Origin of the sequence: Aeromonas sp. 84A (genome assembly GCF_051919345.1) — a bacterium.
Classification (GTDB): Bacteria; Pseudomonadota; Gammaproteobacteria; order Enterobacterales; family Aeromonadaceae; genus Aeromonas; species Aeromonas veronii.
The window spans coordinates 3,074,797-3,101,015 of record NZ_JBQBEW010000001.1 but is presented as its reverse complement, the minus strand read 5'-3'; the positions used below and the strand labels follow the sequence as shown (position 1 = coordinate 3,101,015).

The window sequence follows — 26,219 nt, the reverse complement described above, 5'->3', positions numbered from 1 at the left end:
CAACAAAGGTGAGGGGGGAGAAATAGCCTGATCAGAGCATCTTGAAGGGGATCACCAGACGACCCGGCTCCACCTTGAGGTCTTCGACCTTCTCCTTGATCCTCGCTTCGTTCTTGCGGCTGCTGTCGAGGCGGTAGACCGGCGTCTGCGACAGGAACAGGGAGAGCGACTGATTGAAGGTGGGCAGGACGGGGGTCAATGCGGCACCTATGTTGGCCGGATCTGTCTGTACCGAGATCAGCTCAAGGTCACGCAGATAGATGGCCCCCTGATCGGCCACATATTCCGGGCGGGCGCTCAGGGCAAAGCGGATCTTCATCTGCTGGCTGCCAAGGGGGCTGCTCACCTGCAGATCGCCAGCTGCGTCCAGCTCGATGCGATCCGGCTGTTTGCGGCCGATACGGCTCTGCATCTCGTCCAGACGGATCTTGCTCGACATGATGCCGGGGATCCCCAGCTGTTTTTCAAAAGAGACCTGATCTTTGAGATACTGGTTGATTTCGGCTTCGCTGACGTTGTACTGGGTCAGGGAACAGGCCGCCAGCAGCAGGGCGAGGGGGAGTAACAATAGCTGTTTCAACATGAGGGATTCCGCGTGGGCAAATATGATGGCGCTATCTTACGCGATAACGGACGTGGAATGAGAGCCTCATACCGTGGCAAATCACGGACTTGCTGTATTCCCGGTTGTTTTTTGGCAACCGCCGGGTTCATCATCGACGAGTGAGCGGAATAGGGCTGAGCTGTTTGCTGCGGGCATGGGTCTACGCCTTAAGCAGAGAGAAGAGAACAGAGAACGAGGAGAGCGTAATGGTTCGGATGGGCAAGGTTGGCCGCAGGGCGCTGCTGTGGCTTGGCTGCATGATGGGACTGTGGAGCCCATCGCTGTGGGCTGAGGTGAAAGTGATCCCGGTCTTCGAGGCGCAGGCGGCGGTGCAGACCCTCAAGGAGGTCTATCCCCAGCTTGGGGTGAGTGCCATGGGGAATCAGTTGGTGCTGAGCGGGACGCCAGCCCAGCTGCAGGAGGCCGAAGCCACGCTGGCGCAGATCAACCAGCCACCGCAAAGCCTGCTTATCGAGTGGCGGGTCTATGGTGCCGCCAGCGGTCAGCAACTGGGGGGCTCAATCAGTCGCGACGAGGCCAAGCGGCAGTGGCTGGTCGATGGCAACGCCCGGCAGTACCAGCGCAGCCAGAACGACAGCTGGCAGGTGCGCGGGCTGTCGGGCCGTCCCGTGCTGCTGCGGATGGGCTCCTATCAACCGGTCACCTTCTATCATTGGAATGGGGGAGCCGTGGTGGGGATGATGCCGCTGGTGAACGGCCTCTATGCCACGGCCACCTTGATTGGCGATCGGGTGCAGATTGCGCTGAGCAGCGAACAGGCGAGGCTGGATCAGGGCACCATCAATCGTGGGCAGAGAGCCACCGAGGTGAGCGGGGCCCCGGGCCAGTGGCTGACGGTGGGAGAGCTTTCGACCAGCTCAGCGGATCAGGGGAGTAGCCTCGGCACCCAGCTACAGGGGGGGCGAGGCAGCCAGAGCGAGCGCCAAACCCTGCAGATCCGGGTCACTCGTCAATAGGTGTCAGCCCCGTCAGTGGGGCTGGTCTGCGGCATATTCCCGTAGTTGGCGACTGCGTAGCAGATACCAGAGTGACCAGAGGCTGGCGACCAGCACCAGTGCGGTGGGCCAGCTGAATGACCACTTCTGCAGATTGAGGCTGTGCAACTGCATCAGCAGGCCGCTGACGGCAGAGCAGAGCAGCAGCAGCGGGCTGTGGCGCCGGAGTCTGGCGCGAATACTCTGGGTCTGCTGATAGGTGCCCCCGTAGGCGAGCAACGCCAGCATGGCGGGGACGTCGGTCAGCAGGCTGATGTAGAGGGTGATCTTGTCCGGATAAAAGAGGGTAAGGATCTCGCTGCCGCTCTCGCGGGTCACTCCCGCCATCAGAAAGAGCCAGACCGAGCGGGTCAGCAACAGGGCGATGGGCCAGAACCAGAGAGGCGGGCGCAACTGGCCGTGATCGTCATATCGGTGTTCGGGGTAGAGGGTCATGGTTGCCCGTTATCCACTTGAATTGAGTGATGAAGGGGATATGGGGCGACGAAGCGTCCTTTGCAAGGCGTTGGGTGTGGCGCAAATTAATCGGGGGGGCAATGCCCCCCAATCCGTTTCTTCAGATATCGCAGCGCGAGTCGGCGGCGTTACAGCCAGCCTTTGCGCTTGAAGAAGAGGCCGGTGCCGAGCGATGACATCACCATCAGCACCAGTGACATGGGATAACCATACTCCCAGGCGAGCTCCGGCATGCGGCCGAAGTTCATGCCGTAGATACTGGCGATCAGGGTCGGCGGCAGGAAGATCACGGCGGCTACCGAGAAGATCTTGATCACCTTGTTCTGCTCCAGATTGGTCACCCCCATGGAGGCCTCCAGCTGGAAGTTGATCTTGTCGAACAGGAACTGGGTGTGGGGCAACAGGGATTCCACGTCGTGCAGCATCTCGTCGATCCACTTGTTCTGCTCAAGGCTCATGCGCTGGCGCAGGCTGCGTTTGAGGAAACGCAGGGCGCGGCGGGTATCGTGCAGAGAGAGACGGATCTGGCCGTTGGCCTCTTCCTGCGCCATCAACTCTTTCAGCATGGGGTTGATCTGATCCGGCTCGAAGATCTGATCGGCGGTGTTTTCCAAGGTCTTGTAACCATCCTCGATAAGGTCGGAGAGGTACTCCACCTTGAGGTTCTGCACCTCCAGCAGGATATCGAGGGCATCCTCCACCTCCAGCCGATCCTGGCGCATATAGTGGCGCAGCAGGCGCACCAGCCCGATGTCATCTTCACGAATGCTGATCAGCAGGTTGTTGCGCAGGGTAAAGGAGACGTGGACACCCTTGGTGTCACGACCGATCCGCTGGGGAAACAGGGAGTGAATGTGCAGACCATCGGTATCCCAGTAAAAACGGGCGGATGCCTCGATGTCGTCGAGCTCTTCCTTGTCGGGGACCTCTTCCAGGAACAGGCCCGTCAACCATTCTCGCTCTGCCGTGTCCGGCTTGTAGGCATCCAGCCAGACCGTGTTGTCAGGTACTATGTCGTTAGGCCCGAGCGTGACTATGTCCAGCACCTTGTTGTTGAGAATGTAGGCGGTGATCATCTGTCCCCCCTTAAAAAGTCATGGGTAATCAGGGATGGTTGCACAGGTCATGCGGCCTTAGATCGCTGCAGAAGGCGATCCCGTGGATAAGCAGATCGGGCCGATGGAAAACCTGAATGCGGCGAACTATACAGGGGTGGGCCGCGCTTGTCAGGGGCTATTCATCAGGGATTCAGCTTGTTTGTTCAAAAAAACAGCGAGGTCGGATCACCTGAGCGGATATGCGGGGTAGAACCCAGCCTTTGGCTGGCGGAGGGCTAGCTGGGGCTGCTTGTTGCCGCTGCCCCGCTTCATCACATATTCGGATAATTAGGCCCGGAGCCCCCCTGTGGTGGCGTCCAGATAATGTTTTGACTGGGGTCCTTGATATCGCAGGTTTTGCAGTGGATGCAGTTGGCGGCGTTGATCTGCAGTTTGGCCGCGCCTTCCGTTTCCAGTACTTCAAACACCCCTGCCGGGCAGTAGCGTTGGGCGGGTTCGGCCCAGGTGGGCAGATTGACCTCGGCCGGAATGCGCTCGTCCTGCAGCTTGAGGTGGCAAGGCTGATCCTCGTCGTGACTGGTGTTGGCCAGATACACAGACGAGAGCTTGTCAAAGCTCAGTCTGCCATCGGGTTTGGGGTAATGGATGGGCTCGCAGCGGCTGGCCACGCGCAGCTGACGGTAATCGTGAGCCTTATCGAGCAGTTTGAAGGGCGAGTTTGCGCCAAACAGCCGTTGCTCCAGCCAGTTGAAGGCACCGCCCAACCAGGGCCCATAGCGATGAAGCGCCGCGCCGAAGTTGCGCGCCGCCTTGAGTTCGCGGGCCAGCCAGCTCTGGTGCAGCTCGTCACCATACTGGGCCAGATCCCGGCCCCCTTCATCGCCACCTCGCAGCGCCATCGCGACGGTTTTTGCCGCCAGCATGCCGGACTTCATGGCGGTGTGGATCCCCTTGATGCGGGAAAAGTCGAGAGTGCCCGCATTACAACCGATCAGCAGGCCGCCCGGGAAGTGCATGCGGGGCAGGGCGTGCCAGCCCCCCTTGGTGATGGCGCGTGCGCCATAGCTGATGCGCTCCCCATCTTGCAACACGCCAGCGATAAGCGGGTGATGTTTGAGGCGCTGGAATTCGTCGAACGGGCTGAGCCAGGGATTCTGGTAGTTGAGATCGACAATCAGCCCGACCGCGACCTGATCCCCCTCCATGTGATAGAGATAGAAACCGCCGTGACTATTGCCGCCCCCCTGCTTGCCAAGGGGCCAGCCACTGCCGTGCAGCACCTGTCCCGCTTTGCCTTGGCCAGCAGGCAGTTGCCACAGCTCCTTGAAGCCGATGGCATAGTGCTGGGGCTGGGCAGGGCTTGCCAGATTGAATGCGGCGATCAGCTGCTTGCCGAGATGGCCGCGGGCCCCCTCGGCAAAGAGGGTGTAGCGGCCGAGCAGCGCCATGCCGGGCACATGATCTGCTTTTGGGTTACCAGCGCGATCCAGCCCCAGATCGCCGGTGATCACCCCCTTGACCCGGCCCGCTTCCATGATAAGTTCGCTGGCGGTAAACCCCGGGTATATTTCGACTCCCAGTTTTTCCGCCTGTTGGCCAAGCCAGCGGCAGAGGTTGCCGAGGCTGACGATGTGACAGCCCTCATTGTGCATCCGGGGTGGCACCGCCCAGGCGGGGAGTTGCAGGGAGCGTTGCTCGCTTTGCAGCAGATGCACCAGATCGTCGCTGACCGGTACGCCGAGCGGCGCTTGCTGCCAGCAATCCGGCAGCAGCTCTTGCAAGGCGACGGGATCAAACAGGGCGCCGGAGAGCAGATGGGCGCCAATTTCCGCTCCCTTCTCCAGCAGACAGACAGAGAGAGTGGCATCCTGCTGTTTCAGGGCGATGGCTGCACTGAGCCCCGCCGGACCGCCGCCGACGATGACGACATCAAATTCCATTGCTTCCCGTTCCATCTTGCCTCTGCGCTCTGGTTGGCCTAGGGTAATGCTGGTAGTTTACGTAAACGTAAAGCAGTTGTAAGCAAAACTGAGCAAGAAAAAGCAAAAAATCAGGGAAGAGCGTACTGCAACAAACGCAGAGGCACACTAATGAATTCAATCCAAAGAGACGAGGCATGACCCCATGAAGCTGCTGGTCGCAATCAAACGGGTAGTCGACTACAACGTCAAGATCCGGGTGAAGGGAGACGGCTCCGACGTGGAGCTCGCCAATGTGAAGATGGGGATCAACCCCTTTTGTGAAATTGCGGTGGAGGAGGGGGTCAGGCTGCGGGAAGCCGGGGTCGCCAGCGAGCTGGTGGTGGTGACCTTTGGCCCGGACGCGGCGGCCGAGCAACTGCGCCATGGGCTGGCGTTGGGGGCGGATCGGGCGCTGCATTATGTCACCGATGAGACGCTCACCCCGCTGACTGTCGCCCGCGCCTTGCACAAGGTGTGTGAGCAGGAGCAGCCGGATCTGGTGCTGCTCGGCAAGCAATCCATCGATTCAGACAACAATCAGGCGGCCCAGATGCTGGCTGCCCTCAATGATTGGCCGCTGGCGACCTGCGCGTCCGCCCTTAAGGTGGAAGCGGGAGAGCTGCTGGTGACCCGCGAAATCGACGGTGGCCTCGAGACCCTCGGCATGCCGTTGCCTGCGGTGGTGAGCGCCGATCTGCGTTTGAATGAACCGCGCTTTGCCTCGCTGCCCAACATCATGAAGGCCAAGCGCAAGCCGCTTGATAGCGCCCCGTTCTCGACACTCGCCGTTGAGGTGGCCAATCAGACCCGTTTGCTCGGGGTGATGGCGCCGCCAGTCCGCAGCGCAGGGATCAAGGTGGGCTCGGTGGACGAGCTGGTGGACAAACTCAAACACGAAGCGAAGGTGCTGCCATGAGCGTGCTGATCATTGCCGAACATCATCAGGGCCATCTGGCCGACAACGTGGCACAACTGGTCACCGCCGCCGGATCCATCGGCGGTCAGGTTGACCTGCTGTTGCTGGGGCAGGGGCTGACCGAGGCGGGTGAACAGGCGGCTGCCATTGGCGGCGTCGACAAGGTGTTGCTTGCCGAACATCCCCGCTTGGCCGACGGGCTGCTGGATGGGGTGGACAAGCTGCTGGCCACTTGGTGTCAGGGTTACAGCCACTGCCTGATGGCGGCGAGTGCCATGGGCAAGGCGCTGCTGCCACAGGTGGCGGCCCGGCTCGGGGTGGAGATGCTCTCCGAGGTGACGGCTATCGAGAGCAGCGACACCTTCCTGCGCCCCATCTATGCGGGCAATGCCATTGCCAGAGTGGCAAGCTCGGCGCCCGTCAAAGTGATGACGGTGCGGGCCACCGCGTTTGCCAAGGCGGCGACGGGTGGGCAGGCTCCCATCGAACGCTTGGCCGTGCCCGAATTCGCTGGTCGTACCCGGTTGGTCGAGCGCCGCGCGGTGCGCTCCAGCAGGCCCGAACTGACCGCCGCCCGGGTGGTTGTCTCTGGTGGTCGCGCCCTTGGTTCCAAGGCGCAATTTGCCCTGATTGAGGCGCTGGCCGACAAGCTGGGCGGTGCCGTGGGGGCATCGCGAGCCGCTGTTGATGCTGGATATGTCGCCAACGATCTGCAGGTGGGGCAGACCGGCAAGGTGGTGGCGCCCGAGCTCTACATCGCGGTCGGCATTTCGGGCGCCATCCAGCATCTGGCGGGGATGAAGGAGTCGAAGGTGATCGTGGCCATCAACAAGGACAGCGACGCCCCCATCTTTCAGGTGGCGGACTACGGGCTGGTGGGGGATCTCTTCACCCTGCTGCCGGAGCTCACCGCCAAACTGTAAATTTGTCAGAAATGGCTGGGCTGTGGTCGTTTATGCGCTCTGCCCGCCATTTCTGTGCATGTTCCCTGCAAGCCCTGACCCGTTCAGGGCTTTTTCTCCTGCAAGGGGGATGCAGAGTGACGGTAAAAGGTTGAGCCAGCTCCCAAAAAGCCTTTGATCCGCTGGCTGCTCTTGTGTAAAACCTGACAAGTCATCGATTACTCTCATCCACTCACGGAAAGCGTCATGAGCAAACAGATTTACAACTTCTGCGCCGGCCCCGCCATGCTGCCGGTTGAAGTCATGGAGCGCGCCCAGCGCGAATTTTGTAATTTTCAGGGGCTGGGAGCCTCTGTCATGGAGCTTTCCCATCGCGGCAAGCCCTACATGGCGGTTGCCGAGAAGGCCGAAGCGGACCTGCGTGAGCTGCTGGCGGTGCCGGACAACTACAAGGTGCTCTTCATGCACGGTGGCGGCCGCGGTCAGTTCTCCGCTGTGCCCATGAACCTGCTGGGCGGGGCCAACAAGAAGGCGGACTTCCTGCTGACCGGTGTCTGGTCCCAGAGTGCTGTGGATGAAGCCAAAAAGTATGGCGATATCCAGACCTTCCAGGGGGTTGCCAAGAACGAGCAGGGGATCTCTCACCTGCTGCCGACCCCGGCGTTTCGCGCCGATGCGGCCTATGTTCACTACTGTCCGAACGAAACCATCGACGGCATCGAGATGTTCGACATCCCGGCCACCGGCGAGGTGCCGCTGGTGGCGGATCTCTCCTCCACCATTCTCTCCCGTCCTCTCGACGTGAGCCGCTTTGGCATCATCTATGCTGGCGCTCAGAAAAATATCGGGCCGTCCGGGCTTGCCATCGCCATCGTGCGCGATGATCTGCTGGATCAGGCCAGAGCCGATGTCCCCTCGATTTTCGACTACAAGCTCACTGCCAAGAACGACTCCATGTTCAACACGCCGCCCACCTACGCCTGGTATCTGGCCGGTCTGGTCTTCGAGTGGCTGAAAGAACAGGGTGGCCTCGAGGCGATGGAAGCGCGCAACAAGGAGAAGGCCGACTTCCTCTATGACTATCTCGATCAGTCGAGCTTCTACGGCAATCAGGTGGATGTCAGCTGCCGTTCGCGGATGAACATCCCGTTCCAGCTGAAAAATGCCGAGCTGGACAAGAAGTTCCTGGCCGAATCGGAAGCCGCTGGCCTGCTGGCCCTCAAAGGACACCGCATTGTCGGTGGCATGCGCGCCAGCATCTACAACGCCATGCCGCTGGAGGGGGTGAAGGCCCTGGTGAGCTTTATGGATGACTTTGCCAAGCGCAACGGCTGAGAAGAGAGTACTCACATGCTTGCTGGCGGCCTCTCGTGACAACTCGTGAGCCGCTCCAGCTATTGCAGTGATTCAAGACGCCGGGGATACCCCGGCGTCTTTTTTTCAACAGAACCAGCGCGCTGGCGTTTGCCGTGCGATTTCCCCTGAAAGTGCCCTTGCCGAGCGGGACGCAGGCTGTTAACGTCCGGACAGGCGTTTATTTTTGAGATAGCACAGGAAGTCTATGAATTCGTTGCGTTTGGAACCCATTTCTCGTGTGGCCGGTGAGGTCAATCTGCCCGGCTCCAAGAGTGTCTCTAACCGTGCGCTGCTGTTGGCGGCGCTGGCTCGTGGCACCACCCGTTTGACCAACCTGCTCGACAGCGATGACATTCGTCATATGCTGGCTGCGCTGACCCAGCTCGGGGTCAAGTACAAGCTCTCTGCCGACAAGACCGAGTGTACCGTGCAGGGTCTGGGTCGCAGCTTCGCGGTGAAAGAGCCGGTCAATCTGTTCCTCGGCAACGCCGGTACTGCCATGCGACCGCTCTGCGCCGCGCTATGCCTCGGCTCAGGTGAATATACTCTGGGCGGCGAGCCGCGCATGGAAGAGCGTCCCATCGGCCATCTGGTGGATGCCCTGCGTGAAGCGGGTGCCCATATCCAGTACCTGAAACACGATGGTTATCCGCCGCTGGTGGTGGATGCCAAGGGGCTGTGGGGCGGCGATGTGCATGTCGACGGCTCCGTCTCCAGCCAGTTCCTGACCGCGTTTTTGATGGCGGCGCCGATGGCGGCCGGTGATACCCGGATCCACATTAAGGGAGAGCTGGTCTCCAAGCCCTACATCGACATCACCCTGCACATCATGAAGCAGTTCGGGGTGGTCATCGAGCACGACAACTACAAGCTGTTCTACATCAAGGGCAACCAGACCTACATCAGCCCGGGTGATTTTCTGGTGGAAGGAGATGCCTCCAGCGCCTCTTACTTCCTCGCAGCGGGTGCCATCAAGGGCAAGGTGCGGGTCACTGGCATTGGCAAGCACAGCATTCAGGGTGATATCCACTTCGCCGACGTGCTGGAGAAGATGGGCGCGCGCATCACCTGGGGCGATGATTTCATCGAGGCGGAGCAGGCGCCGCTGCATGGAGTGGATATGGACATGAACCATATTCCCGATGCGGCTATGACCATCGCCGTTGCTGCGCTGTTTGCCGAGGGGCCGACCTCCATTCGCAATATCTACAACTGGCGGGTGAAGGAGACCGATCGTCTGCACGCCATGGCGACCGAGCTGCGCAAGCTGGGCGTCGAAGTGGAGGAGGGGCATGACTTTATCACCGTGACCCCGCCGACCCAGCTCAAGCATGCCGAGATCGATACCTACAACGATCATCGTATCGCCATGTGCTTCTCGCTGGTGGCGCTCTCGGATACCCCGGTCACCATCAATGATCCCAAGTGCACCTCGAAGACCTTCCCGGATTACTTCGACAAGCTGGCCAGTATCAGCCAGCGTGGCTGATCACTGACAAAACCGTCACCACAGATGCTTCGGGCCCGCGCTGAGCGGGCCTTTTTGCCTTCCTTATCCGCACTTCCATTTCGCCTAGCATCATTTCAATAACTTGCAAGATTGTCATATAAAATAGTTTTGTGATTGCTGTAATTTCCTATTTACACATGCGCTGTCGCGGGCTATGTTGAGATTTCCTAATCGCAGTCATCTAGCAGGAAGCCTTGTCATGCAGCATCAAACCGACGACGTTCGTATCAGTGAAATCAAAGAGTTATTACCCCCGGTTGCGGTGCTTGAGAAGTTTCCGGCTACCGAGGTGGCCTCGTCCACCGTTTTTGAATCCCGTCAGGCCATTCATAATATCCTGGCCGGCGAAGATGATCGTCTGCTGGTGGTGATTGGTCCTTGCTCCATCCATGATCCGGTTGCCGCGCTGGAGTACGGCAAGCGCCTCAAGGCGCTGCGCGACGAGCTGAAAGGTCAGCTGGAGATCGTGATGCGGGTCTACTTCGAAAAACCGCGCACTACAGTGGGCTGGAAGGGGCTGATCAACGATCCGTACCTCGACAACAGCTGCAAGATCAACGACGGTCTGCGCATTGGTCGCAAGCTGTTGCTGGATCTCAACGACATGGGACTGCCAACTGCCTCCGAGTTCCTCGACATGATCACCCCGCAATATGTGGCGGATCTGATGAGCTGGGGCGCGATCGGTGCCCGTACCACCGAATCCCAGGTACACCGCGAGCTGGCCTCCGGTCTCTCCTGCCCGGTGGGCTTCAAGAACGGCACTGACGGCACCATCAAGGTTGCCATCGATGCCATTGGCGCTGCCAGTGCGCCGCACCACTTCCTGTCGGTCACCAAATACGGTCACTCCGCCATCGTGGCGACCCGCGGCAACCCGGACTGTCACATCATTCTGCGTGGTGGTCGTGAGCCGAACTACAGCGCCGCCCACGTGGACGAGGTGGTGAAGGGGCTGGAGAAGGCCGGTCTGCCCCAGAAGGTGATGATCGACTTTAGTCATGCCAACAGCAGCAAGCAGTTCAAGAACCAGATGGTGGTGGCCGAGGATGTGGCTGGCCAACTGCGTGCCGGTAGCAAGGCGGTGTTTGGTGTGATGGTGGAGAGCCATCTGGTGGAAGGCCGTCAGGATCTGGTGGAAGGGTGTGAACTCACCGTCGGCCAGAGCATCACAGATGCCTGCATCGGTTGGGCTGATACCGAAGTGTTGCTGCGCAACCTGGCTGATGCCGTCGCAACCCGCAACGCCCGCTAAAGCCATCCCGGCGGCGCTGTTAATCGTCAACGCGCCGCTGGAACAGCAACGATGCCGTTCGGCCAAATCGAATCCATAAAGCAAAAGCGCGACCCTTGGGTCGCGCTTTTTTGTTGGTGAAGTGGATTACCAACGGTAGGTTTTCAGCAGCGCCTCCAGTTTCTGGCACTGCTCCACCAGCTGAATGCTGGCGAGGTTGGCGGCGTGCGCCTGACCCAGGGTGTCGTTGGAGGTGTTGCGAATATCGCTTACCGAGCTGTCAACCTCATGGCAGACCCTGTCCTGCTCTTCGGCCGACTGCGCCATCTGGGCGTTGAGGTCGTTGATGCGGGCGATGCGCTCGATGATGTTCTGCATGGCTGCCAGGGTCGCTTCGGTCTTGCTGATGCTCTCATCGGCTTTGCTTTTGCATCCCCGATCACCGTAACTGCGCTCTGGGCCTCATTTTGCAGGGCGGCGATCATCTGGGAGATCTCCTCGCTGGCGGCGCGGCTACGGTTGGAGAGGGCCCGCACTTCATCGGCTACCACCGCAAAGCCACGGCCTTGCTCACCTGCCCGGGCCGCTTCAATCGCAGCGTTAAGGGCCAGCAGGTTGGTCTGATCGGCAATACCCTTGATCACCTCTAGCACACCGTCAACCGCAAGGCAGCGGCTGTCGAGTTGCTGGATCACCTGATCCACCCGATCGATCTCTGCCGACATCTCGCCCATGTCAGTGATGGAGTGCTGGGCGAGGCGGCTGGTGTCGGCGGCATCCTGATTGGTGAGGGCGGAGAGCTCGGCGCTGTGGCGGGCATGTTCGCGCACTTCATGAGAGCTGGCGGCCAGCTCGCTGACGGCGGCGGCGACCTGGGTGGTCATCCCCTCTTGCTGGCGGGCCGAGTTTTCGGTCTGGGTCGCCACCTGACGGATCTGGTTTGACTCCTGATAGAGCTGGTGGGTTGCCCCTTCCACCTCCTGCAGGCTGTGGCGGAAGCCCTGCACCATATCATTGACGGCGCGGGTCATCTGGCCCAGTTCATCCCGGCTGTGATTGACCAGGGGGAGGGCGAGATCGCGCTCTTTGGCCATCCGGATCATGGTGAGTTGCAACTGGCGCAGGGGGTGTTTCACGTAGCGTTGCAATACCCACCAGAGCAAGCCGAAGCCGAGGCTAAAGACGGTGGCCAGGCTGCCGCTCAGGATCAGGTTGTTGTGGCGGATCTCGCCGAAGGTGTGGCTGAGGTCATAACTGATCCGCACAGCCCCCATCACGGTCCCCTCATTGACCTGATGACAGGTGAGGCACTGGGTGCCGCGATACTCCTTGTAGGCTTTGAACGGTTTGATCAGGGTGAGCCGGTTGCCCTGCTGCTCCAGAATGGCTTCGCCCTGATTGATGGCTCGCTCATCGAGGGGATCCTGCACTTTCTGATCTGGGTGACCCGGGCCAAACAGGTTGCTTACTGCTGGTGCGCGCACCAGACGGGCCTCAACGATGCCCGCTTCACTCTTGAGTTTGGTCTGCACTATCTGCCGGTTGGCCATGCCACCTGTCATCATCAGCACGTTCACCTGATCCATATAGGTGTTGGCCATGCTCTCAACTTTCTCCTCTGCCAGCCGGATGGCGAGATCCCGTTGCAGCCAGGCGGAGAGTTCGAAGCAGAGGCCAAAGGTGGTGCTGATGACCAGCGCAAGAGGGAGGAATATTTTCCAGTTCAAGGAGAGGTTATGCATTTTGGGCAAGTTCCATGCGCTTGGTGTTGTTATGTGATCCCGTATCATCTTGATCGTAGACGAAGAAATGGCGGGAGATGGTTCTCTATCGGCACACGATAACCACTCTTGAGTAAATAATCTGTTAAGCAGATCGGTAATGCAGGTTGCCAAAATGCCTTTCGGGAGAGGGGCTGCTCCTCGGGTTGATCCAGAACAAATTGCCAGTAACGATAATCGTTATCATTGTCATTATTTGCTGATAATAGTGACCATCATGAATCTGACCCCTTCCATGACCGGTATTGCCACGCCGGATCCCCTCAAGTTTGCTTTTAGCGCCAAGACCTCGGCTCACGCCAGTCGGGGAGGGATGCGCCCTTTCCCGCTGGATGAGGCTGGCTGGCAGAGCTGGTGGCAGCGAGAGAGTGAAGCTGAGGAGCGCGCCCTCTACATCCACATTCCGTTTTGCCGCAAGCGCTGCAGCTTCTGCAATTTCTTTGAAAATGGCGCCAACCCGGCGCGGATCAACCGCTATGTCAACGCCTTGTGCGCCTCCCTTGCGCAGGCGGCTGACACCCCGCTGGCGCAGAGCATGCCGTTTTCAGCCGTCTATGTGGGGGGCGGTACACCGACCGACATGAGCGCCGACGAGTTGGCCATGCTGGCTGCCGTGATCCGCCGTTTTCCGCTGGCGGTGGATGCCGAGGTGACGCTGGAGGGGCGCCTCAACGGCTTTGATGATGAGAAATGGCAGGTGGCGCTGGCGGGGGGCTTCAACCGCTTCTCCTTCGGGGTGCAGAGCTTTGATACCCGGGTGCGTCAGCAAGCGGCCCGTTTCGATGATAGGGAGACCTTGCTGACCCGTCTGGGTGAGCTGACCCGCGATGATGCGGCTGTGATCGTGGCGGATCTCATCTTTGGTCTGCCCGGTCAGGATGATGCCGTGTGGCAGCAGGATATCCGCGATGTGATGGCGAGCGGTGTACACGGGGTCGATCTCTACCAGCTCATCGCCATGCAGGGCACCAATCTGGATCGCGCGCAGGAGAAGGGCACCCTGGATTGGCTCGCCGATGGCCAGCAGCGGGCGGCCATGTATGCCTATGGCGGAGCGCAACTGGAAGCCCACGGCTGGGAGCGTCTCTCTTGCAGTCACTGGCGGCGCAGTCCGGCCGAGCAGAGTCGTTATAACCAGATGGCCAAGCGCGGTGCGGAGATCCTCCCCTTTGGCGCCGGTGCTGGGGGCAGCATTCTTGGCCATGGCTTGATGTATGGGCGGGATCTGGCCCCCTGGCACGACGCGCTGGCCAGTGGCAAGCGGGCGCCCGGGATGGTGATGGGACGCAATCCCAATGCAAGGATGGACGGTCTGCTGCGTGGCGCCCTCGACAGTGGCGTGCTGGCGCTGGATCGTCTGCCAGCGCCTTTGCTGACCCATCTGATGCCGCTTTTTGCCGCCTGGCAGCAGCACGGGCTGGCCGAGACCAAGAACGCACGGTTGCAACTCACCCTCGCCGGACGCTTCTGGAACGTCAATATGCAGGCTGGCTTGTTCGAGTTCTTGCAGCTCAATCCGCTCGATGGTTCAGCGCCGCCCAGCCATGGTACTGCCGCGGTACGCCATTCGCTGGTTTGAGCCCGAGCGGAGCATTTGCACGGAGCACTTGCATGGCTCCGAGCGATCCATAACGAAAGAGGGAGCCTTGCAGGCTCCCTCTTTTGGCTTGGCAGTTAGCGTCGCGCGAGCTTACTCGTCGCTGCTCTCCTGATAGCTGTCGCGCATTGCTTTGGGCAAGCGGCGCATTGGCGCAAAGCCGATATCCTCGCCTACCACTTCGCGCTTGCGGGACTTGTTTTGAGGAGACTGGGCGGGATTTTTGCTGGCGTCACCCTTGGCTTTGCCCTTGCCCGCGGCTGGCTTGCCCTTGGCATTGCTGCTCTTGGCGTTGGCATGACCGCGAGCCCGAGGCGGGTTCTGCACCGGCTTGCTGCCCGGCAGAGTCTGGCGACTCGGCTTGCCGCTTGGCTCATACCCTTCCAGGATCTCCACGGTCAGGGATTGGCCGATCAGGGCTTCGATCGCCTTGAGCTGACCCAGCTCGTCCTGGCTGACCAGCGAGATGGCCTCACCGCCACGACCGGCGCGGCCGGTACGGCCGATACGGTGGATGTAATCTTCCGCCATCTGGGGCAGTTCAAAGTTGATCACGTAGGGCAGTTGATCGATGTCCAGACCGCGGGCGGCGATATCGGTCGCTACCAGCACCCGCACCTCGCCACTGCGAAAATCGGCCAGCGCCCGGTTGCGGGCACCCTGGCTCTTGTCACCGTGGATCGCCACGGTATTGAGGCCATCTTTTTGCATCTGCTGGGCGAGGCGGTCGGCGATCTGCTTGGTGCGAACAAACACCAGCACCCGTTGCCAGTTGCCACGGCCAATCATGTGGGAGAGCAGCTCGCGGCGGCGTTCCCGATCCACCTGAATGATGCGTTGGGTCACCTGCTCGGCGGCAGTATTGCTGGGGTCCACCTCGATGAGTGTAGGGTCGTTCAGCAGATCATCCGCCAGCGCCTTGATGTCGTTTGAGAAGGTGGCAGAGAAGAGCAGGGTTTGCCGCTCTGCAGGCAGAGCCTTCATGATGCGGCGGATGTCGACGATAAAGCCCATGTCGAGCATGCGATCCGCTTCATCCAGCACCAGCACTTCCAGCTGGCTCAGGGTCAGGGCGCCCTGGGTCAGCAGATCCAGCAGACGGCCCGGGGTGGCGACCAGAATGTCCACCCCCAGCTTGATGGCGTCCAGATTGGGCTTGATGCTGACACCGCCATAGGCGATCAGCGTCTTGAACGGCAGGTGGTGGGCATACTTGATGATGCTCTCGCCCACCTGGGCCGCCAGTTCGCGGGTCGGGGTCAGTACCAGTGCACGCACCTGACGACGGCCACGGCCGTGGTTGGCCAGCAGACGCTGCAACATCGGCAGGGTGAAACCGGCCGTTTTGCCTGTGCCTGTCTGAGCGCCGCCGAGCACATCCTGACCGGCCAGAATGGCCGGAATCGCTTGCTGCTGGATGGGGGTTGGCTGTTCGTAACCCAGCTCCTTGACGGCCCGCAGAATATGCGGAGACAGACCCAGTTCGTTGAATGACATGTTCGAGAGAAACTCCTGAGATGAGCCTTTGGCTCAACGGGCAGCCAGCATGGTGGGGCCAGCCACGATATGGAAAAGATAGTGGGGCCGTAATATAGCAAAAGAGCGGCCGCTGCGCAGTAGCTGTCGCACCGGCCGCCACACAATCGTTCAACGCAGTGGCGTAAAACGGTGCGGGAGCATCAGAGCATCTCGCGGATCTGCTCGGCCAGACTCTCCGGTTTGGCCTGGGGGGCGAAACGCTCTACCACATTGCCATCGCGGTCGATCAGGAACTTGGTGAAGTTCCATTTGACGTTTTCCAGCCCAAGAAAGCCCGGTTTCTGTTGCTTGAGCCACTGATAGAAGGGGTGGGCATGCTCACCGTTGACATCGCACTTGGCCATGATGGGGAAGGTGACCGGATAGTCGAGGGAGCAGAAGCGGGCGATCTCGTCCGCATTCCCCGGCTCCTGCTGACCAAACTGGTTGCAGGGGAAGCCTAAAATCACCAGCCCCTTGGGACTGAGCTCCCGATAGAGCGTTTCCAGCCCTTCATATTGGGGAGTAAAGCCGCAGCGACTGGCCACATTGACCACCAGCACCACCTTGCCCGCCAGTTGAGTCAGCGGGTAGGGGGTACCATCCAGTCGTTGCAAAGTGAGATCGGGCAGAGGCATAAGAAGATCCTTTCGTGGGTGATGCGCGGGTTATGCCGTGAGTGGTTCGGTCGGTGACAGAGACAAGCGCCGGATGAACAGCAACATGGCGATGCGGCTACGGTATCGGTTGGCTCTTGGTACCGCAAGGAGGCCGCGGCGCCTCCTCGTCCCGATTGCAAGGGCCATCACAGTTTCGACAGCCAATACGCTCTTTGGCAGGGCGGGATCACAACTGGCGACAAAAAGCAGGGGGGCGGGCAACAAATCGCGTATTGATGGTGGGACTTCTCAAGAGAAGCAAACCGGTTTGTGACTTTGCCGGTAAGTCGCTACAAAGCGCCCTCTTTCCACTCATTGTGAGCCAATCTTGGACTATCAAGCTGCCATGGATGCCATTTACACCCGGGGATGGGTGATAGTGGATGATTTTTTGACCGCCGCCGAGGTGGATGCCCTCAAAGCCTGTTTGCCAGGCGAATGGCAACCGGCCGGGATCGGCCGTGACGCCCTGCACCAGGGCAATCCCGATATTCGCCGTGACCAGATCCACTGGCTGGAGCCCTCCCTCGGTGCGCCGGTGGCTGACTACCTCGCCCGGATGGAGTCCCTGCGTCTTGCCGCCAACCGGATGCTGATGCTGGGATTGTTCGACTACGAGGCCCACTTCGCCCGCTATCGCAGCGGGGATTTTTACGCCACCCATCGGGATGCCTTTGCCGGTCGCTCCAACCGCCGTCTTACCACCGTGTTTTACCTCAACAACGACTGGCTGCCCGAAGCGGGTGGAGTGCTGCGCATGTATGACGACAAGGAGCAGTTTCTGATGGATGTGAGCCCCAAGGGGGGGCGGCTGGTCATGTTTCTCTCCGAGGAGTTTCCCCACGAGGTGCTGCCTGCCAATCAGGAGCGCTACAGCATTGCCGGCTGGTTTCGGGTCAATGGCAACGGCATGGGAAGGGTCGATCCCCCGCGCTGAGGGGCAATGTGTCCCGATTTTGACACAGGGGAGACTTTTCACTGCAAGAAGTGGGGTCATGGGTCTCCCATCAGCTGACAAGGGTTGATCTCCCTTGCTACACTGGCGCGCACTTATGTTCGTATCTGGCTTCGTCCGGTTTTTATGGTGGTTGGCTTATCAAATGGTCATGACGAGGCCGCTTTTCCCAAGGGATCACATCTAATGAAGAACATGCATGTCTTGCTGCTGTGCGGCGGTGGTGGCTCCGAGCACGAAGTTTCTCTGCGCAGCGCCAATTTCCTCGAGCAACAACTGGGCCTTCTGCCCGGTGTCGAAGTGACCCGTGTCGAGATGTTCGCCGATCGCTGGCTCAGTGCCGATGGCCGCGAGTGCAAGCTGGGGCTCGACAAGCTGCTTTCGTTCGACAGCGTGGCCCGTCCGGTGGATTACGTGGTGCCCTGCATCCACGGCTACCCGGGTGAGACCGGCGATCTGCAATCCTTCCTCGAACTGGCCGGATTGCCTTATCTCGGTTGTGATGCCGAGGCGAGCAAGATCTGCTTCAACAAGATCAGCACCAAGCTGTGGCTCTCCGCCATCGGCATTCCCAACACCCCGTACCTGTTCCTGACCGAGCAAAATGAGGCAGCGCTGGCCGAGGCCAAAGCTGCGCTGGCCAAGTGGGGCAAGGTCTTTATCAAGGCGGCCTCCCAGGGCTCTTCCGTTGGCTGCTACTCCGCCAGCAACGAAGCGGATCTGGTAAAAGGCATTGCCGATGCCTTTGGTTACTCCGAACAGGTTCTGATCGAGAAAGCGGTCAAGCCGCGCGAGCTGGAAGTGGCGGTTTACCAGTACGGTGACGAGCTGGTAGCCACCTATCCGGGCGAGATCTGCGTGCCGCAGGACAAGTTCTACACCTATGAAGAGAAGTACAGCAGCGCCAGCCATACCGAGACGGCACTGCGTGCCGAGGGGCTGACCCAGGCGCAGGCCGATGCGATCCACGAGTATGCCCTCAAGGCGTTCCGTCAGCTGAAACTGACCCATCTCTCGCGCATCGACTTCTTCCTGACCGAGGAGGGGGAGATCCTGCTGAATGAAATCAACACCTTCCCGGGCATGACCTCCATCTCAATGTTCCCGAAACTGCTGGAGCATCACGGTCACCGCTTCGCCGACTACCTTGAGCAGATCCTGCGCAAGGCCAGCTAAGCGCGCTCTCCCGCTCGCGGGATGAAGCAGAACCCAATAAAAATCCCCGCCAATTGGCGGGGATTTTTTTATGTCTTTATCAAGCTGGATAGGCCTGCCTGAGGGATAAACCGGCGGGGAGGGGATGACTCTTCCCCGCCTGTTGCTAGCTGTGGGTGTTACCGACCGTTAGCCGCGAGCCACCCGAAAGCGCACGCTGCGGGAGTGGCACGGCGCCAGCTCGCCAAACTCGCCAGCAGTCAGTTCAAGGGGCAGGGGCTGCTCGTCCATCCGCACCGCTTGCCAGTCGCTCAGGGTGTGTTCGCTACTCACCTTGCTACCCTCCAGCACCGCCTGCTCGCTCGGGTTGTAGACCCGGATCACCAGCGCCTCTTCATCTTCAGCCTTTTTCAGGGCGCTCAGCACCGGACCGGAGGGATCCATGGTGAGCAGACTGAAGTGCAGCGGGGTAGTGAAGCTCGCCTTGTTGAGCTTCATGGCATCGAACGGGATCTTGTTGTAGCAGCGCACCGGGGTGAGGTAGCTGCGCGCCGCCTGCATCACGTTGGCGCTGATGTGATCGCCGGCAAACGCCAGCAGGCTGAAACGGCAGCTGAGCTTGCCACGCACCTGGGAGTCCGGGGTGGGCAGCTTGATGCCGGAGGGGCGACCCGGGCGCAGCAGCAGCTCCTCTTTACCGAGTACGCCGACCCCGCGCAGCAGGGTGAGTGCCAGGGTGTCGCACTGCTCACCGATCACTTCAAACTCGCGCAGACCGTCGCTCAGCACCGCCAGCCCCTGCTTGCCATCTTGCAGGGCGACGAAGTTCATCAGCTGCCAGACCGGAATGGGTGCCTCTTTCCACCCTTCTGCCTCCCAGTTCGCCATGGCGCTGTCGCGGGTAGGGCGGGTGATGCAGCCAAACTGGTTGTCAGAGACAACGGTGTCGCTTGGGAAGGGGGTGGGGATCAGCACTCGCACCCGGTGATCATCGGCCTGATTGTCGAGTTCCAGCTCGATGTCGATGCGCGGACTCTGATGCGCGAGCGTGATGCGGCAGGTGACATCGAGGTGACCACTGCACTGGCGGCTGGCACGCTCGGCGAGGTTGGCAGGCAATGCCATACGCAATGTGAGAGTGGCGATGCTCTGCCACGCCTGATGGGTGACCTCGCGGGTCACCGCAAACTCGGTGGAGTAGCGCAGCCACTCGTCCCGCGATGGCGAGTAGTCATACTCGTCGCCATCATCGGAGCCCTCTTCCAGCGTGAGCACCTGATCGAAGGTGGTGCCGCGCAGCTTGTCCAGGATCTGCAGGGTGCCGTTGTCATTGAGGGCGATGCGGTAAAAATCGTTCTCCAGCAGCTCGCCGCTGGCCGTCACCGGTTGCTCCACTCCCGGCTGGTTGCCCTCGATATGGAGAGTGCAATAGCCCATGGCGGGCAGGGGATGGCAGAGCTGGATGTCGTACTCCATAAAGGGGTCGTAGTTGCCGTAGTGAACGATCTGTCTGTCCACCAGACCCGGGTCAATCTCCCGCTTGGCGCGGATGAAGTAGGGGACCGGTTGGCCCGCCTCATCGCGCAGGGCAAAGGATTGGGCGCGAATGCGGATGCTGGTGTTGATCACCTCCTGACGGGGGAAGGGCATCAGGTTGAACAGGCAGAGCTTGTCGGCTACCTGTACCCCGTCTTCACAGAGCGCCACCGGCATGTTGTCGACAATCTTGCGCATGTAGAAGCGGATCAGGTTCTCGGCCATGTCGTCGGCCAGAATGAAGCGGGTCATCACCTCCTGATGCACCTTGTCGCTGCAGCAGCAACCGATGCTGTCATGGGCGTGGTTCTTCATGATCTCCTTCCACATCTTCTCGAGCAGCCCGTGGTGGTACTCGAAGCAGAGCGCCCAGGCGATGCTCGCCAGCGGTTCGAGGATGTTGACGATCTTGTTCTCGATGGCGGCGTGGGCCAGCTTGATGTCCATCCGGGTGGAGGAGATGGTGCGGTGCACCCGCATGTATTTGCCGTCGTTGAACTCCCCCTTGAGGGTGGCCAGTTGGTCGCGGCACGCCTCGATGCGCTCGAAGACCTGCTCGAAGCGGCTCATGTGGAATTCACGTTGGGGGTAGATCTCGCGAAGCTTGTCGATAATGGCGAAGATGTTCTGCTGCAGCGGCATCTGGTCGTGGCCGTTGGGCAGCAGGATATCCTGGGTCACCGAGGCCTTCTCCAGCACCTCGAAGTAGGATTCGAGCCGCTTGCGCAGGCCCGCTTCATCTTCCGGCAGGTACTTGCCGATGGCGTAGCCGAGCGGCAGTACCTGGGCGGTCACCTCGCTGCCGTCGTTGCTCTGCCAGAGGAACTCGGTCTTGTCGGTGCCGTGACGCTCGGAGCAGCCGCGCCAGAACATGGCACGGTCAATCCCGAAGCCGTTGAAGATGTGGGGAAGTTGGGAAGACATACCGAACGAGTCGGGCAGGTAACCGATCTTCATCGGCTCGCCAAGGCTCAGGCAGTCGCGCATCCCGTAGAGCAGGTTGCGCAGGATGGACTCGCCGCTCACCTGCATGGTGTCGGTCTGGGTGTACCAGGGGCCGATGATGAGCTTGCCCGCTTCCACCAGCGCCTTCACCCGGGCCTTGTTCTCGGGCTGGATGGCGAAGTAATCCTCCAGCACGGCGGTCTGGCCGTCGAGCACATAGAACTTGTAGTCAGGGTCGGATTCAAGCCGCGCCAGGATCTCCGCCATGTTGTTGATCAGCAGGATACGGGACTCCTCGGTGGTGAAGTACCACTCCCGATCCCAGTGCATGTGCGGCGTGATGTGAACTCGTGAAACTGTCATGACAATGATCCTTTGCTGACGCACGGCGGCCCTTGCCTGCCGTGCGGAAAAATAGTCTGTTGAAAAATCGGTGGTGAAGATGAGCCTTACTCTGCGGCAGCCACCTGATAGGTGCCGCGCTGCATGGCGTGACGGCGCCAGCCGATCAGCACCACAGTGGAGATAAGGGTGCCCATCAGCGCCGCACCGAGCCAGACGGCGGCAGCCATCAGGGCGCCGTGGCCGCCATCGTGGAGCAGGAAGAGGGAGAAGATGCCAGCCCCCGGGGTGGAGAGACCAATCCCCATGGCTCCCACCATGGCGCCGGTGACCACCGAGCCTGCGAGGAAGGAGCCGATCACCCGGATTGGATCTTCGATGGCCATCGGAATGGCGCCCTCGGTGATCCCCGCCAGCCCCAGCAGCCAGGTCGATTTGCCGGTCTCGATCTCGAAGGTCTGGAACAGGCGCGGCGCCAGCATGGTGGAGAAGGTGACGGTAAAGGCCGAGACCATCTTAACCGCGCTGAAGATGGCGTAGGGGCCGTAGACCCCGTTGGCCATGGCGCCGAGGCAGAAGGCGTAGGCCGCCTTGTTGACCGGGCCACCCAAGTCAAACGAGCACATAAAGCCGAGCAGGGCGCCCAGTACCAGCGCATTGGTGCCGGAGAGGCCGTTGAGCCACTCGGTGAGGCTGTTGTTGAGCCAGGCTACCGGCTGGCCGATGACAAACAGCATCAGGCTGCCCGCCACCAGGGTGCCGATCACCGGATAGAGGTAAAAGGTGAGAAAGCCGTTGAAGTTGGGGCTCAGACGCACATGCTGCTTGACCCAGCGCATCAGGTAACCGGCGATAAGACCACCGACCACACCGCCGAGAAAACCGGAGCCAATCATGTTGGCGGCCAGTCCCGCCGCAAAGCCCGGGCCCAGCGCCGGTTTGTCTGCCAGCGAGTAGGCGGTATAGGCCGCCAGCACCGGCACCATCAGGGTGCCCAGCATGCCGCCGCCGAGTTTGCGGTACATCCAGAGCCAGGAGTTCTCGGTGTCAAACAGATGTTGCAGGCCGAAGATCTGGGCCAGCAGCACAGAGACGGCGAGCACGGTACCGCCCGCCACGATGAGCGGCACGGCAAAGGAGATACCGCTCAGCAGCGCCTGCTTGAGCTCGGTCTTGAAGCTCACCTTCTTGCCGGTTGGCGCGTCGCTCTGGTTGGGGTTGGGGGTCGGGGCGGTGCGACCGGCCTTGGCCGCTTCCAGCGCATCATTGAGGATCCGCTCGGCATGGCGGATGGGCTCGGCCACCGGTGTCTCGATCCGGGGGATACCGGCGAAACGCTCCTGCTCCTTGATGGCCACCTCGGCGGCGAAGATGCAGGCTACCGCAGCATCGAGCGCCTCTTGCGGCAGGCGATCCTCGATGCCGTTGGCACCCTGCTTCTCGACCAGTACCCGAATGCCCAGCTTGCGCCCCGCTTTTTCCAGATACTCGGCAGCCATATAGGTGTGGGCGATCCCCGCCGGACAGGCGGTGACACAGACCACAGTGGGTTTATTTATATCTAAGTTGTCTTCTTTTGCTGGTTGCTTGCCACTATCCCCCTCACCATCGAGCAGTGCCATCAGTTGCTCGGCACTTTGAGCTGCCAGCACGGCCTCGCGGGTATCGTCATCCACCAGAGCGGTGGTGAGGGTGGTGAGCAACTGCATATGGGTGGAGCCCGCCTGATCGGTCGGGATCGCCAGCATGAAGATCAGGTTGACCGGCTCGGGGCCGTCGATCCCCTCCCAGCCCAGCTCCTCGCTCAAGGTAGCGACGGCAAAGGCCGCTTCACGCACCGCATCGCACTTGCCGTGGGGCACCGCCAGCCCTTCGCCAAGGGCGGTGGGGCCCTGCGCCTCGCGGGCCATGACGGCGGCCAGAAAGGCGGCCTTGTCGTGCAGCTTGCCGGCCTGATCGAGCCGATCAGCCAGGGCATGAATGGCCGCATCCCGATCGGCAAACCGGGTTTGCAGCGTGATGAGATGGGGGCCGGTAAGACTGGTCAGATTCATGATGATCCTCTGTCAGGTTGGCTTGCCAGCAAGCCGTCATGGTGAAAGTGACAGCGATGCTAACAAACCGGCCGACTGATTTTTGTGAGTGGTATCATACAATTCGTTATTTGTATTGTTTTTGTATTGTTTGGTCAAGGTGATTTGTTAGGTCAAATGGAGCGAGCCGTTTTGTCTGCCGGGCAACTGGGGTAGAATGGCGCCTCTTCCATTTATCATGGCGCAGAGCCGACGAGGTGGCCTTTCGTGTCGAAAAAACCCATGTATCGCCAGATAGCCGACACCATCCAGCAGTGGATTGCGCAAGGGGAGCTGGCCCCCGGCGATGCCCTGCCCACCGAAGCCGAGCTGCGCGAGCAGTTCGGGGTGAGCCGGGTGACGGTGCGTCAGGCCCTCAAGCAGCTGACCGAACTCAACGTCATCGAGAGCATTCAGGGCAGCGGCAGCTATGTGCGGCAGGAGAAGGTGAACTACGACATCTATCAGCTCACCAGCCTCTATGAGAAGGTGACCGATCCGGCGGCCGAGACCCACAGCGACATTCTCGCTTTCGAGGTGATCAAGGCGAGCAGTGAGTTGGCAGAGCGGCTCAATCTGCTGGAAGGGGCGCTGGTCTATTACGTCAAGCGGGTGCGCTTTATTCGCCAGATTGCGGTGACGCTGGAGGAGACCTGGATGCCGCTCGCCCTCTTCCCCGATCTCAGCTATGCGGTGATGCAGGGTTCCAAGTACCACTACATCGAAGAGGTGAAGCAACTGGTGATCGACCGCAGCGAGCAGGAGATCATTCCGGTGCTTCCTTCGGTGCAGGTGGTGGAGGCGCTCGGTATCGATCCTGCCAAGCCCATTATCGAGAAGGTCTCCCGTGGCTTTTTGCAAGATGGCACCGTGTTCGAGTTCAGTCGCAACTTCTTCAAGAGCGATGATTACAAGTTCACCCTGGTGGCGCGCCGTACCAAGGGGTGAGCGGGCGCCAGCGCCCGAGATAAAAAAGGCCACCACCGTGTTTGCGGTGGTGGCCTTTGTTTTTGGCTGATTGCCGGGCTGAATAGCAGATTGGCTGGTGGTTTGATGCAGCCGACCTACTGCGCAGAATCCTTGACGATCCCCTCGACCCGTACCTGCAAGCTCCCTTGCGCCAGGGTGGTGATGAGCTGATCGCCACTGTTGACCTGATCGGCACGGCTGATGACTTCGCCACGCGCAGTGCGGGTGATGGAGTAGCCGCGCCCCAGAGTGGCGAGCGGGCTCACCCCGTCGAGGCGGGCGGTGAGCATGGCGAGGCGGTGACTAGCAAGGTCTTGCCGCTTGGCAATCAGGGCATGAAGCCGCTCCTCGGCCAGCTGGTGGCGGCGCTTGCCAACTGCCAAGAGGCGCTCCGGGCTCTTGCCCTGCAGGCGCAGCTCAAGGTTGGTGAGGCGCCGCTCACCCTGATGCAGCCGCTGGCGCAATAGCTGCTGCAAACGGGTGGAGAGCTCGTCGAGTCGCTGGGACTGCTGCTCCAGCCGCCGCTTTGGATCCTGATGGTCGAGCCGCTTTTGCAGCAGGATGAAATCGTGGCGGGCGGCGGTCTGCTGGCGACTCATCGCCTGCAGCAGTCGCTGCTTGAGGTGGGCGAGGCGCTGGATGCGGGCCTGATTGTCTGGCGCCACCAGTTCGGCGGCGGCCGACGGGGTTGGGGCGCGCAAGTCGGCGGTAAAGTCGCTGATGGTGACATCCACCTCGTGGCCCACCGCGCTCACCACCGGGATGGCTGAGTGGGCAATGGCACGGGCCACCGCCTCTTCGTTAAAGCACCAGAGATCTTCAAGCGACCCGCCGCCACGCCCGACGATCAGCACATCCACCTCGGCGCGCTGGTTCGCTTTGGCGATCGCTGCGACGATCTGGCTGATGGCGGCGCTCCCTTGTACCTGGGTCGGGTAGATAAAGACCGGCAGATCCGGCGCGCGCCGTTTAAGCACCGTCAGCATATCGTGCAAAGCCGCGCCGGTGGCGGAGGTGATAAGGCCCACCGCCCGCGGTTCACGGGGCAGCGGCCGCTTGCGGCTCTCGTCAAACAGCCCCTCGGTGCCGAGGCGGCGCTTGAGCTCCTCAAAACGCAGCGCCAGCACGCCGTCGCCTGCGGGCTGCATCGACTCGATGATCAGCTGGTAGTCGCCGCGCGGCTCATAGAGGGAGACCCGCGCCTGCACCAGTACCTGCATGCCATCCTGCGGGCGAAACGCCACCCGCCGGTTGTTGCCCTTGAACATGGCGCAGCGCACCTGAGCTGACATGTCCTTGAGGGAAAAGTACCAGTGGCCGGAGCTTGGCATCGCCAGATTGGAGAGCTCGCCGGTCAGCCACACCAGCCCCAGATCCTGCTCCAGGATCATGCGCACGGCGCTGTTGAGGCGGGTGACGGTAAAGACCTGCTGCTCGCGGCCGCTCGCCGCACTGGATGGGGTAAATCGGTTCAAAGGCGTACCTGTGGTCTGCTCCGGCGGGGCCGGGATAAAACAATGGCCGCTATCTTAACCCGAAACAGGGGGAGGACGTTAAGCAGGAGGCACCAGCAGCAGAAAAGCAAGATTGGAAACGCTGCCGTTTATCCGTGCAGGCAGTATGGCTCCCGATAAAAGCCCTCGCGCTTGCCTGATCTGGCCAAGTTACGGCTTGTCT

Annotated in this window: 19 protein-coding genes and 1 pseudogene; 10 read left to right on the top strand and 10 right to left on the bottom strand. The window is 60.7% G+C overall.

Going from position 1 to position 26,219, the window contains the following annotated elements; translation table 11 throughout:
• Window positions 1-31 precede the first annotated feature (31 nt).
• Window positions 32-583: a lipoprotein gene (locus tag ACTG20_RS14075; RefSeq protein WP_439987736.1), complete on the bottom strand. Its 552-nt coding sequence runs from the start codon at window positions 581-583 to the stop codon at window positions 32-34.
• Window positions 584-861: 278 nt separating this feature from the next.
• Between ACTG20_RS14075 and ACTG20_RS14070 the strand changes: the two genes are divergently transcribed.
• Window positions 862-1,581, top strand: a complete 720-nt coding sequence (locus ACTG20_RS14070) for a hypothetical protein (RefSeq protein WP_376787914.1) — start codon at window positions 862-864, stop codon at window positions 1,579-1,581.
• Window positions 1,582-1,593: 12 nt separating this feature from the next.
• Here the strand turns inward: ACTG20_RS14070 and ACTG20_RS14065 are convergent, their stop codons facing one another.
• From ACTG20_RS14065 to ACTG20_RS14055, 3 genes are all read right to left on the bottom strand, one after another.
• Window positions 1,594-2,055 (bottom strand): DUF2919 domain-containing protein, encoded by a 462-nt coding sequence (locus tag ACTG20_RS14065; RefSeq protein WP_194496283.1) that lies wholly within the window; start codon window positions 2,053-2,055, stop codon window positions 1,594-1,596.
• A gap of 149 nt (window positions 2,056-2,204) precedes the next feature.
• On the bottom strand, window positions 2,205-3,152 hold the full coding sequence (corA, locus tag ACTG20_RS14060; RefSeq protein WP_194496284.1) for a magnesium/cobalt transporter CorA: 948 nt from the start codon (window positions 3,150-3,152) through the stop codon (window positions 2,205-2,207).
• Between the two features lie 293 nt (window positions 3,153-3,445).
• Window positions 3,446-5,089: an electron transfer flavoprotein-ubiquinone oxidoreductase gene (locus tag ACTG20_RS14055; RefSeq protein WP_194496285.1), complete on the bottom strand. Its 1,644-nt coding sequence runs from the start codon at window positions 5,087-5,089 to the stop codon at window positions 3,446-3,448.
• Window positions 5,090-5,258: 169 nt separating this feature from the next.
• Here ACTG20_RS14055 and ACTG20_RS14050 point away from each other — a divergent pair, with 169 nt between their 5' ends.
• The 5 genes from ACTG20_RS14050 (at window position 5,259) to aroG (ending at window position 11,034) form a co-directional block, all read left to right on the top strand.
• Window positions 5,259-6,011: an electron transfer flavoprotein subunit beta/FixA family protein gene (locus ACTG20_RS14050; RefSeq protein ID WP_194496286.1), complete on the top strand. Its 753-nt coding sequence runs from the start codon at window positions 5,259-5,261 to the stop codon at window positions 6,009-6,011.
• Window positions 6,008-6,934: an electron transfer flavoprotein subunit alpha/FixB family protein gene (locus tag ACTG20_RS14045; RefSeq protein ID WP_194496287.1), complete on the top strand. Its 927-nt coding sequence runs from the start codon at window positions 6,008-6,010 to the stop codon at window positions 6,932-6,934. The genes ACTG20_RS14050 and ACTG20_RS14045 overlap by 4 nt, the downstream gene beginning before the upstream one ends.
• Before the next feature lie 225 nt (window positions 6,935-7,159).
• Window positions 7,160-8,248 (top strand): 3-phosphoserine/phosphohydroxythreonine transaminase, encoded by a 1,089-nt coding sequence (serC, locus tag ACTG20_RS14040; RefSeq protein ID WP_194496288.1) that lies wholly within the window; start codon window positions 7,160-7,162, stop codon window positions 8,246-8,248.
• Between the two features lie 226 nt (window positions 8,249-8,474).
• On the top strand, window positions 8,475-9,758 hold the full coding sequence (gene aroA, locus ACTG20_RS14035) for a 3-phosphoshikimate 1-carboxyvinyltransferase (protein WP_005351267.1): 1,284 nt from the start codon (window positions 8,475-8,477) through the stop codon (window positions 9,756-9,758).
• A 220-nt stretch (window positions 9,759-9,978) separates the two neighbouring features.
• A complete protein-coding gene (gene aroG / locus ACTG20_RS14030) occupies window positions 9,979-11,034 on the top strand; it encodes a 3-deoxy-7-phosphoheptulonate synthase AroG (RefSeq protein ID WP_005337046.1) in 1,056 nt (351 codons plus the stop codon).
• Window positions 11,035-11,160: 126 nt separating this feature from the next.
• Here aroG and ACTG20_RS14025 read toward each other — a convergent pair.
• Window positions 11,161-12,755 (bottom strand): annotated as a pseudogene (locus ACTG20_RS14025) (methyl-accepting chemotaxis protein).
• A gap of 256 nt (window positions 12,756-13,011) precedes the next feature.
• On the opposite strand from ACTG20_RS14025, the gene hutW reads away from it, so the two are divergent.
• Window positions 13,012-14,373: a heme anaerobic degradation radical SAM methyltransferase ChuW/HutW gene (gene hutW / locus ACTG20_RS14020; protein ID WP_194496290.1), complete on the top strand. Its 1,362-nt coding sequence runs from the start codon at window positions 13,012-13,014 to the stop codon at window positions 14,371-14,373.
• A gap of 111 nt (window positions 14,374-14,484) precedes the next feature.
• On the opposite strand, the gene ACTG20_RS14015 is transcribed toward hutW, so the two are convergent.
• On the bottom strand, window positions 14,485-15,888 hold the full coding sequence (locus ACTG20_RS14015) for a DEAD/DEAH box helicase (protein WP_021230569.1): 1,404 nt from the start codon (window positions 15,886-15,888) through the stop codon (window positions 14,485-14,487).
• Window positions 15,889-16,070: 182 nt separating this feature from the next.
• A complete protein-coding gene (locus ACTG20_RS14010) occupies window positions 16,071-16,547 on the bottom strand; it encodes a glutathione peroxidase (protein ID WP_194496291.1) in 477 nt (158 codons plus the stop codon).
• 349 nt (window positions 16,548-16,896) lie between these two features.
• On the opposite strand from ACTG20_RS14010, the gene ACTG20_RS14005 reads away from it, so the two are divergent.
• Both ACTG20_RS14005 and ACTG20_RS14000 read left to right on the top strand, forming a co-directional pair.
• Entirely contained in the window at window positions 16,897-17,505 is a 609-nt protein-coding gene (locus ACTG20_RS14005; protein WP_019445550.1) for a 2OG-Fe(II) oxygenase, read from the top strand.
• A gap of 204 nt (window positions 17,506-17,709) precedes the next feature.
• Entirely contained in the window at window positions 17,710-18,699 is a 990-nt protein-coding gene (locus ACTG20_RS14000) for a D-alanine--D-alanine ligase (RefSeq protein WP_058057457.1), read from the top strand.
• A 168-nt stretch (window positions 18,700-18,867) separates the two neighbouring features.
• On the opposite strand, the gene mngB is transcribed toward ACTG20_RS14000, so the two are convergent.
• Window positions 18,868-21,522, bottom strand: coding sequence for a mannosylglycerate hydrolase (gene mngB, locus ACTG20_RS13995; RefSeq protein ID WP_194496292.1), 2,655 nt, complete (start codon window positions 21,520-21,522; stop codon window positions 18,868-18,870).
• An 86-nt stretch (window positions 21,523-21,608) separates the two neighbouring features.
• Window positions 21,609-23,555 (bottom strand): PTS 2-O-a-mannosyl-D-glycerate transporter subunit IIABC, encoded by a 1,947-nt coding sequence (gene mngA, locus ACTG20_RS13990; protein WP_194496293.1) that lies wholly within the window; start codon window positions 23,553-23,555, stop codon window positions 21,609-21,611.
• A 246-nt stretch (window positions 23,556-23,801) separates the two neighbouring features.
• Here mngA and ACTG20_RS13985 point away from each other — a divergent pair, with 246 nt between their 5' ends.
• Complete coding sequence (locus ACTG20_RS13985) at window positions 23,802-24,521, top strand: GntR family transcriptional regulator (RefSeq protein ID WP_139742430.1); 720 nt, start codon at window positions 23,802-23,804, stop codon at window positions 24,519-24,521.
• Between the two features lie 116 nt (window positions 24,522-24,637).
• On the opposite strand, the gene xseA is transcribed toward ACTG20_RS13985, so the two are convergent.
• Entirely contained in the window at window positions 24,638-26,017 is a 1,380-nt protein-coding gene (gene xseA / locus ACTG20_RS13980; RefSeq protein ID WP_194496294.1) for an exodeoxyribonuclease VII large subunit, read from the bottom strand.
• Between the last annotated feature and the right edge of the window lie 202 nt (window positions 26,018-26,219).